7 protein-coding genes and 1 tRNA gene are annotated in these 10,329 nt (G+C 35.7%); 6 read left to right on the forward strand and 2 right to left on the reverse strand.

Annotation, left to right across the window (positions count from 1 at the left end; translation table 11 throughout):
- Positions 1-178: 178 nt before the first annotated feature.
- Both Q0L68_RS11155 and Q0L68_RS11160 read right to left on the reverse strand, forming a co-directional pair.
- On the reverse strand, positions 179-1,507 hold the full coding sequence (locus Q0L68_RS11155) for a trigger factor (protein ID WP_296702952.1): 1,329 nt from the start codon (positions 1,505-1,507) through the stop codon (positions 179-181).
- A 90-nt stretch (positions 1,508-1,597) separates the two neighbouring features.
- Positions 1,598-1,679 (reverse strand) — tRNA-Leu (locus Q0L68_RS11160).
- Positions 1,680-1,839: 160 nt separating this feature from the next.
- Here Q0L68_RS11160 and Q0L68_RS11165 point away from each other — a divergent pair.
- The 6 genes from Q0L68_RS11165 (at position 1,840) to Q0L68_RS11190 (ending at position 9,799) form a co-directional block, all read left to right on the forward strand.
- Entirely contained in the window at positions 1,840-4,059 is a 2,220-nt protein-coding gene (locus tag Q0L68_RS11165) for a RelA/SpoT family protein (protein ID WP_296702953.1), read from the forward strand.
- A 54-nt stretch (positions 4,060-4,113) separates the two neighbouring features.
- Complete coding sequence (locus Q0L68_RS11170; protein ID WP_296702957.1) at positions 4,114-4,584, forward strand: Fur family transcriptional regulator; 471 nt, start codon at positions 4,114-4,116, stop codon at positions 4,582-4,584.
- The gene (locus Q0L68_RS11175; protein WP_296702959.1) at positions 4,581-4,928 is read left to right on the forward strand and encodes an STAS domain-containing protein; all 348 of its coding nucleotides are present in this window, start codon (positions 4,581-4,583) and stop codon (positions 4,926-4,928) included. Before Q0L68_RS11170 ends, Q0L68_RS11175 begins: the two co-directional genes overlap by 4 nt.
- 156 nt (positions 4,929-5,084) lie before the next feature.
- Complete coding sequence (locus Q0L68_RS11180; protein WP_296702962.1) at positions 5,085-6,356, forward strand: adenylosuccinate synthase; 1,272 nt, start codon at positions 5,085-5,087, stop codon at positions 6,354-6,356.
- 99 nt (positions 6,357-6,455) lie between these two features.
- Positions 6,456-8,783 (forward strand): PKD domain-containing protein, encoded by a 2,328-nt coding sequence (locus tag Q0L68_RS11185; RefSeq protein WP_296702963.1) that lies wholly within the window; start codon positions 6,456-6,458, stop codon positions 8,781-8,783.
- Complete coding sequence (locus tag Q0L68_RS11190) at positions 8,783-9,799, forward strand: type IX secretion system membrane protein PorP/SprF (protein ID WP_296702966.1); 1,017 nt, start codon at positions 8,783-8,785, stop codon at positions 9,797-9,799. Before Q0L68_RS11185 ends, Q0L68_RS11190 begins: the two co-directional genes overlap by 1 nt.
- The last annotated feature ends 530 nt before the right edge of the window (positions 9,800-10,329 follow it).

A 10,329-nucleotide genomic window follows, 5' to 3' on the forward strand; every position in this document is an offset into this window, starting at 1 on the left:
ATCGAGTCATATTTTCAATATGCTGTGTATACTGGTCAAATGCGGTTCCGCTAACGCCTTGATTATGTATGGCGTATTTTCTGAATTCTTCTTTATTGATCATGTTCGAGTTTGTTGTGGTAGACAAAAATAAAAAAAGCCCTTAAAAAAGGACTTTTTTATGATAGCAATAAGCAAATTACTTTTCTAAAAGTTCCTTGAACTTATCAATTGATATTTCCTTCTCCTTCAAATCGATGTTTTCCTGCACATAGGCAAGCACTTTATCGTTTTGAACTGAAGTTAGCATATTCATATAATTTTGACCGTCTTCACCTTTCAGATAGTTATCGACAAACATATCCATGCTTTCCTCCATTTGAGAACCTAAACCAGAGGATGCAAATTGCTCTCGGATCATTTCTTTGGTTTTTGCGATAACATCTTCATGTTCAGCTTGAATTTTATTTTCAGTAGCTACTTGATTGGAAATTAAAGACCAAACAAGTTGCTTCGCATAAATAGGGAATTCTTTCTCTACGTCTTCTGAAGAGACTTTACCCTCATTGGCTTTAAGTAACCACTCTTTTAAGAATTCCTCAGGCAAATCAACTTTTGCAAATTCCGTGATGGATTTTTTCAACTCTTCCTCCGTAAATACTTTTGATTCTCTGTCGTAATTACCTTGTAGTGTCTCTTTCACTTTTCCGACAAACTCATCTTCTGTTTTGACCACGTCCGGACCAAAAACTTTATCAAAAAATTCCTGATTCATCTCAGCAACCTCTGTTCTATTGATATTCTTTACAATGAAAGAAATAGATCCTTCTATTGTATTTGCCTCTTCTTCATCCAAACCAAATGCTTCCTCCCATTGACCTTTTTTCACATCTTTAGCATCAAACTCCACTACAGCATCTTTGCTAATTCCAATGAATTTTCCAGCAAGTTTTTTGGTGATCTTTTCTAGATCTAATGAAACTGTTTTTGTGAATTCGGTTTCATTTGCCTTTAAATCACCATAGATACGATCCCCTGCTTCACTAACCTCTGGATTAGAACTTTTGCCAGATTGAGATTTTAAGTTTTCTATTGTTTCATTGACTAGCTTATCGTCTACCTTAATAGCATATTTTGTTCCTTTGAATTTTTTATCAAGAGGAATGGAGATATTCTCTACAAATCCGATTTTGTACTCAAAATCAAATTCTTTTTGAGTTTTCCAATCAATAGAGTCATTTTCCTTTTCTACCGGAAGTGGTTCTCCAAGAATTTTAAAAGTCTGCTCTTTGAGATAGGTGTTTAAAGATTCTCCCAAAATAGAATTGATTTCTTCAACCAAAACCGAAGTTCCATAAATGTTTTTTACCATGGAAACAGGAGCTTTGCCAGGACGAAAACCTTTAATATTAGCTTTCTTGGCATAGTCTTTAAGTTTCGCATCTACCTTTGGTTGGTAATCTGCTTCCTTTAGTTTAATTTTAATTAAAGCTTGATTTGTTGATTGCTTTTCTAATGAGATTTCCAAGGCGTTTAAATTTATTATGATGATTAACTAAAAACCCTCAATCTCCTTCCTGTCGACTAAACAGTAGAGTGATTGAGGGTTCGGTATTCGTGCGGATAGAGGGACTCGAACCCCCATGCCTTGCGGCGCTAGATCCTAAGTCTAGTGCGTCTACCAATTTCGCCACATCCGCTTATTATTCAAGCAGGAAAAATCTTTAAAATCAATCAATTCCCTGATTGTGGATGCAAAGGTAAATAGTAATTTTCAAAATACAACAAGTCGTAAAAAAAAATTAAAAGAATTAGGCAAGTTATTCAACTCGTAGCAATTTTAAAGTAAAATACACCTATATGATCCAAGTGGATATAGATGAAGAACGAAAAGAGATTCTAAAGCGCTATAGGCGTTTATTGAAACAGGCAAAACCTGTGCTTAAATCAGGGGATACCAAATTGATAAAAAAGGCATTTAATGTTTCTCAAGAAGCTCACAAGGAGATGAGGAGAAAATCAGGTGAGCCATATATTTATCACCCTTTGGAAGTTGCATTAATTTGTGTTGAAGAAATCGGATTAGGGACCACATCTATTGTCGCTGCACTTCTCCATGATGTGGTAGAAGATACCGATTGGGAATTGGAGGATATTGAGCGTGAATTTGGCTTTAAGGTCATGACCATAATTGACGGGCTGACTAAGATTTCAGGTGTTTTTGATTACGGAAGTTCACAGCAAGCCGAAAATTTCAGAAAGATGCTTTTGACGCTTTCTGATGACGTGCGGGTAATCTTAATCAAACTGGCAGATCGTCTCAATAACATGAGGACTCTCCAAAGTATGCCTCGGCATAAACAACTCAAGATAGCATCTGAGACGATGTATCTTTATGCCCCTTTAGCACATAGATTGGGACTTTATTCTATCAAGTCTGAACTGGAGGATTTGTATTTAAAGTACACAAATACTGAGATTTACAATGATATTGTTCAAAAAATAAATGAGTCTAAAACAATTCGGAATAAATTCATCAAGTCATTTATTCAGCCTATTGAAGATGAATTAATTAGGCAAAAATTCAATTTTGTCATAAAGGGAAGACCAAAATCAGTTTACTCCATTTACAGTAAAATGAAAAAGCAGGGGATCCCTTTTGAGGAAGTTTATGATCTTTTTGCTGTAAGAATAATTTTGGATAGCGATTTGGAGAGCGAAAAAGCTGATTGCTGGCAAGTTTATTCAATAGTAACCGATTTTTATCATCCTAACCCTGATAGATTGAGAGACTGGATTAGTACCTCAAGATCCAATGGCTATGAATCTCTTCACACTACCGTAATGAGTAATACTGGTCAATGGGTAGAAGTTCAGATTAGATCCACCCGAATGGATGAGATAGCTGAAAGAGGATATGCTGCCCATTGGAAGTATAAAGACCGAGATAGCAGTTCAAAAGCAACAACCGGTCTTGATGATTGGATTTCTCAGGTAAGAGGCTTGTTGGAATCTAATGATGGTTCCGCTATTGAATTCATGGATGACTTCAGAGGAAATTTATTTCATGATGAGGTATTTGTTTTTACACCGAAAGGAGATTTAAAAGTTTTGCCTTTTGGATCCACCGCTTTGGATTTTGCCTTTGAGATTCATACCGAAATAGGTGCTAAATGTATAGGAGCCAAGGTAAATCAAAAACTTGTTCCGATTTCCCATAAATTAAAAAATGGAGATCAAGTTGAAATCCTTACCTCGAACAAGCAAAAGCCCACCGAGGACTGGCTCAATAATGTTGTTACTTCAAGAGCAAAAGCAAAAATAAAAGATGCCTTAAGAGAGGATAAAAAATCTGCGATTTTAGACGGCAAAGAGATTGTTCAACGAAAGTTGAAGCAAATGAAAATGGAATTCAATTCTGAGGCGGTTGATAAATTGCGTGCTTATTTCGAATTGAAGACTGCCAATGAATTTTATTACAGAGTTGGTAAAGGGATTATTGATCCCACTTCCATTAAATCATTTAAAATTTTCAAGGAAAACCAAAAATTAAAAAGTAAGATTATCCAAGAAAAGGTAAAAGACGAATCTACGTTTACCAAAGAAATAAAGAGTCTTAAAGGACCCGATCGGGATCAACTTTTGATCGGTGAGGATATGGATGTCGTGGATTATATTTTAGCTAAATGCTGTAATCCGATACCCGGTGATGATGTTTTTGGTTTTGTTACGGTTAATGAAGGGATAAAAATACATAGAACTTCTTGCCCAAATGCCTTGGAATTGCTTTCAAACCATGGAAATAGAGTAATCAAAGCAAGATGGACAAGTCAAAAAGAGATCGCTTTTCTAGCAGGTTTGAGGATTATTGGGACCGATCGGGTTGGCCTGATCAATGATGTCACCAAGGTAATTTCGAATGAACTAAAAGTGAATATGAGGTCTATTACCGTAGATTCAGATGCCGGGATTTTTGAAGGAACAATTAAACTTTATGTACACAGTACTGAGCACCTAGATCAGTTAATGAAAAACCTATCTTTAGTTGACGGAATTCAAAAGGTTTCAAGGTTTGATTGATGAATTGAATCTTTTCTAACAGACAAAAGTTATATTTGAAAAAAATAGCTCAGAATGCCTTTGAATACCACAAACTTCGAAGAAGTAAAAAAAATATTTACTGCGTATTTAGAAAATCAAAAACTCCGAAAAACTCCGGAGCGATATGCTATCCTTGAAGAAATTTACAGTCGGACAGGACATTTTGATGTAGAATCACTTTACATCAGTATGAAAAACAAAAATTATCGGGTCAGCCGAGCTACGGTTTACAATACCTTAGATCTATTGGTTGAATGTGATTTGGTAACTAAGCATCAGTTTGGTAAAAACTTGGCTCAATTCGAAAAATCTTATGGGTATAAGCAACATGACCATTTGATATGCATTGAATGCAACAAGGTTTTAGAATTTTGCGATCCACGCATCCAAAATATTCAAAATACCGTAGGAGGTATTTTAGATTTTCAAGTTCTTCACCATTCCTTGATCCTATACGGTAATTGCAAAAAATCCAATTGCGAAAATAAAAAAGTTGAAACATGAAATTAACCTATAGAACCAGCAAAGATGATCTTGCCAATTATTTATTCATTCAAGGTGATTTGATCGGGGATGAAACAGGCCCCCAACTCGTAGAGGTTATTTCTGATGCTATTCTCGAAGGTGCTAAGACTTTTGTTATTGACTTGAGTGAAGTAAGATATATATCTTCAAGTGGAATTGGCTTATTGATAACAATCCTAACTAAAATGAGGAATGTAGGTGGTGAGGTTTATTTGACATCACCTTCTCAGCATGTTAAAAAGCTACTAATTATCACCAAACTGAACAATATTTTTACTGTGTTTGATTCTGTGGATGATTTTAAGAGTCAGATGTCAAAATAGATTATTTCGCTTTCAGATGAATTTTCTGGAATCGATATTTCCTTCTTTAAAATAAAATCAAATAATAAATAATGTCTAACTCTTGGTTTTCTTTGGGCTTATTGCAAATTTCACGCCTCAAAAAGTGTTAGCATAAACGAATAGATCGCACATCAAATGAAGATGGATGTACTTCTGGGGCTCCAATGGGGAGACGAAGGAAAAGGAAAAGTTGTAGACGTTTTGGCGCCTCAATATGAAATTGTAGCTCGATTCCAAGGAGGACCGAATGCAGGTCATACACTTGAGTTTGATGGAATCAAGCATGTATTGCATCAGATTCCTTCAGGGATTTTCCGTTCTCAGATATTAAATATTATTGGCAATGGTGTCGTTTTGGATCCAATTGTCATGAAAAGAGAAATTGATGGATTAGCTAAATTTAAAATAGACTACAAGAAAAATCTTGTTATCTCGAAAAAGGCAACTATCATTATTCCTTCTCATAAACTTCTTGATGCTGCATACGAGCAGTCTAAAGGAGATAAAAAAATCGGATCAACTTTAAAAGGGATAGGACCTACCTACCAAGATAAAATTGGTAGATCTGCTTTGAGAGTAGGAGATATATTAAGCCCAGATTTCAAAGAAAAATATAGTGCGCTGGTAGAAAAGCATAAGACAATTCTCTCATTTTATAATCATTCATTGGAGGCTTTGTCTGAAATGGAAGAGCAGTTCTTTGCAGCCGTAGAGTTTTTCAAAACTTTGAATCTTGTTGACAGCGAATATTTAGTCAATGATGCCTTTTCTGAAAATAAAAGAATTTTAGCTGAAGGAGCTCAGGGATCATTACTGGATGTAGATTTTGGCTCTTATCCATTCGTTACAAGCAGTACCACAATGACTGCTGGTGCCTGTACAGGCCTAGGTGTGTCTCCATCCAAAATCGGAGAAGTATTTGGTATTTTTAAAGCCTATTGTACAAGAGTTGGAAGTGGTCCTTTTCCAACTGAACTTTTCGATCAAACTGGTGAGGATATGAGGAAAGAAGGGAATGAATTTGGAAGCACTACTGGTCGTCCAAGAAGATGCGGCTGGTTAGATTTGCCAGCATTGAAATATTCGATTATGATTAATGGAGTGACTCAATTGTATATGATGAAAGCCGATGTTCTCAATATTTTTGAAGAAATTAAAGTTTGTACGCATTATGAGTTGCCTTCTGGAGAAAAAATAGATCGATTAAGTTTTGAAATTTCTGAAGTAGATGCAAAGCCCGTTTATAGTACATTAAAAGGTTGGAATTGCTCACTGGCCAATATTGACTCCTACGAGAAGTTTCCAAGTGAATTGAAAAACTATGTGAGTTATCTGGAAAACGAATTAAATGTTCCGATAAAATTAGTTTCAGTTGGTCCAGATAGAAATCAGACTATATTAAGGTAAGACTTAATTAAGATTATGGAGCCTTCAGTTATTAAACTGAAGGCTTTTTTATTTCTTAGATATTAATGCCTTAATTTAGGATTGTTAATAGGACGTGTTTTGAAAACCCAAATTACCTTAATCACCTTTCTTACTTTTTTTATTCAATTGAGCCTAAAGGCTCAAATAGGATTTCCTTATTGCGAGTCATTTGATTCTAATACCACCAAGTCTACCACTATTTTTGGTGCAGATGCTCAATTAGTAAATGGAGCTTTAAGATTGACCAACAATCAGGTTGATCAAAGAGGCTATGTTTATATTGATATTCCTTTTTCTTCTGCCTATGGAATTAAAACCTCATTTGAATATTTTAGCTACGGAGGTGATGGAGCGGATGGAATTGCTTTTTTTCTTTTTGACGCATCTATTCCAAATTTTGCTATTGGAGGGTTTGGAGGATCATTAGGTTATTCGAAAAGAAATAATGAGCCCGGCTTAGCAGGAGCTTATTTGGGAGTTGGTTTTGATGAATTTGGAAACTTTGGTAACACAGCTGAGGGGAAATCAGGAGGATTTCCCGGTGCAGGTGAAAGCTATGTTCCGGATGCCATTGTGATAAGAGGTCCTGGGAATGGTTTTAGTGGTTATGAATTTATAAAAGGGCGAAAAACGATGGCATCTGGTCCAGATGGCTTAGCCTCAGATCAATTTTTCCCGATTAGTTCGGGCGGAATAGGAACTCAAAGAGTTACTGACTTAAATGAGCCCGGATATAGAAAAGCAAATATTAGCTTGGTTCCCAATCCTTCCGGTTTGGGCTACTTGATCACCTTGGTAATGGATTATACTGTATTTCAAAATATTCATAGAACCATTACTATTTTTCAAGATGTTCCATTTCCTTATGAAGCACCAGCAAATTTAAAACTTGGTTTTTCTGCTTCTACTGGAGGATTTACCAATTTCCATGAAATAAGAAATCTTACTGTTGAGGTTGCCAATGACGAGGACTTACAAAACCCAGTTGGAAGTGATATTGATGGTCTTGAATCTTGTGCGGGGGCAGACAATCAATATTATATTACTAAGGATAATGTTGAATTATTGAATGAGAACGCATCGATATCTTGCCTCCAGTTTTTCGAATCGTTTGAAGAAATTGAAAGTGAATCGGGAGATATTTGCGAACAAGCAAAGTGTGATGAATTAAATAGATTTTTAGTCATGCCTGAAGGAGTCTTTGAGGCCACTGACGAGCCAGGAGGTTTTTTGTTTGTTCCAAATCAAGATTTTGCGGGCGAGGAGGTAACTGTTTATTATACCGTTACAGATAATTATGGTAAAAGATCACAAGGAAATTCCTTGACTATAAAAATTCAAGAATCTCCACCTGCTATGAAATTGGTTAAATCTGAGGGGGAGGAGTCGGTAGATGAAATATTCTTATGTGGTGGTGAGTCTGTATTACTTAAGGGCATTCCTGAGATAGCTTATACAAACATAGAATGGAGAAAAGATGGGGAAAAAATTCAAGGAGCGGAAGATTTTGAATATAACGCGAAGCAATCGGGCACCTATACTATTCTTGGATTTAATGAAAGAGGTTGTTCTATTGCATCGAATGAGATAGTGATAACTTTTCCAGATTCACCAGATTATGGGATCGAAAATCCTATTATCGGTTGTGAACCAGGGGAAGGCGTAGACGTGACTTCTTATTTGGAGGGTTACGATCCTAATACATATGATTATTTATTGGTTGGTAATGGAAATTCGTATTTAAATGATGAAATGAAAAATATAGTCGATTCTGGACTATATGAATTAACCGTAAAGCCAAAGACGGTAGATTGCTACTCTGATCCTATTCAAATTGAAATCATAATTTTGGAGGAGGAGTTAATAGCTGATTTTAAATTTAGTATTAGAGGCCTTGGGATCACGGGAGATGAAGACGGTGGGATTTTTCCTGAGGATCCAGTTCAATTTGAAAATTTGTCTGATAATTCATCTGTTAATTGGCAATGGGATTTTGGAGATGGAAATACCAGTGAGGAGGAAAACCCCATTCATGTTTTTGGAAAAAAAGGAGTTTTTGATATCGTACTTACTGTAGAAAATGAATTAGGCTGCACCGCTTCTGTAACTAAGCAACTTTCAATTACCAAGAGCTACAGGATTATGGTTCCGACGGGATTTACTCCATTAGAAGAAGAGAATAAAACATTTGTTCCAAAGTTTAAAGGGATAGTCAATATGCAGCTATCAATCTTTAATATGTGGGGGGAATTCATATTTCAGACCGACGATCTTAGTTCCATTGGATGGGATGGCACTTTAAAAGGTAATTTACTTGATGCAGGAGTTTATGTTTTCAGAATAGATGCTGAAGCAAAGGATGGAGAGAAAGTGACCAAAACAGGGAAATTTAGACTGATCCGCTAATGAAAAGGTTATTTGTTTTCGTCCTATTATTTCAAATTGGAAAAATTCTTGCACAGGATGTTCAGTATAGTCAGTTTTATGCAAACCCTCTTTATCTAAATCCTGCATTGACAGGAAGTACTGGATTGACAAGGCTAGGCGTAAATTTCAGAAATCAATGGCCAGCCTTAGATGAAAGTTTTATTGCCTATTCAGTATATGCAGATCATTTTATTGAAAAATACCAATCTGGAATAGGAATCAGTATTTCTGGTGCTAAGGAGTCGTATACTGAAACTCAAACCTTTGAAGTTGGTATTTTATATAGTTATAGGCTAAGGCTTGGAGAATCTCGGTATTTGCATGCAGGATTTCAGGGATCATTTATTGGAAGAGACGCCTTATTTGATAGAGTAATTTTAGGTACTCAGCTTGATATAGATAGAGGTAAGATAATCGGTTCTCCTGGTGACGGATTTAATGGCGACAGTAGATTGAGAGATGTGGATTTACATTCTGGTCTACTCTATTATGATAGAAAATTTTGGTTTGGGGTGTCAGCATTCCATTTGCTTGGTCCTGAGATTAGCTATCTTGAATCGGAAGGGAATAAACTTCCTATCAAATATTCTTTACAAGGAGGTATGAAATTCGATATGGCTCCGGGTGATATTAATGATTATTTCAATAACACAGATCAGGAGCGTTCATTATCATTTGCTTTCAATTATAAGAAGCAAGGTCAATTTTCCCAATTGGACATTGGTACGGAATTTTATTTTGAGCCATTGGTTCTTGGAGTATGGTATAGAGGCTTACCTACGAAGTATAGTTTACCTAATAATGAATCCATTATTTCCTTGTTGGGTGTTCGTTTGAATAGTGGAATTGAATTTGGGTACAGTTTTGATTTTTCAATCTCCAAGTTGGGTCAAAAATATTCAGGAGGAGCTCATGAGGTTTCTCTCAGATATGTTTTTTCATCAAAAGACCCTACTAAAAAGTACTATCCTGAACTTCCAACCTTTAGGTACTAGTGTGATTTTATAAAAAATCAGTATAAAAGTTCATAATTATATAATTATTAAAATTTTATTAAACAGTATCTCCTTTATTTAGGCTAATTTTAAAATTATATATTGTTATTTTTTTTAGCTTCACTTTCAGCGCTTTAGACATAGAAGTAAGATTTTCTTTAGAATTTTATTGTTGTTCAAAATAAAAGGGGGATATTTGCACTCCCAAACGAGGGGAACGAATTGAAAGGTGAGGGTATAAAATTTTCTGTTTAGCGGTGGAATGGGTAGTGTGTGAGATAAGTTGAGGTCAGAAAATAATTTTTTTTTACAAAGAGTGTTGTAACTTAAAAATTACCTCTTACCTTTGCACTCCCTTCAGCAAGGAAGGTTAAAAACACGGAACGGAAGGCGGAAGTTTTCGGTCTCTGACAACTCCTAAAAATGATTAGGAAAAAGTTCTTTGAAGTGATGTAAGGCGAAAAAAATAATAACCTGAGGAAGACGAGGGAAGGTTCATGTGATTTGCTTTGTGCGGTCATATGGACAGT

This window comes from Algoriphagus sp., from assembly GCF_024642405.1.
Classification (GTDB): Bacteria; Bacteroidota; Bacteroidia; order Cytophagales; family Cyclobacteriaceae; genus Algoriphagus.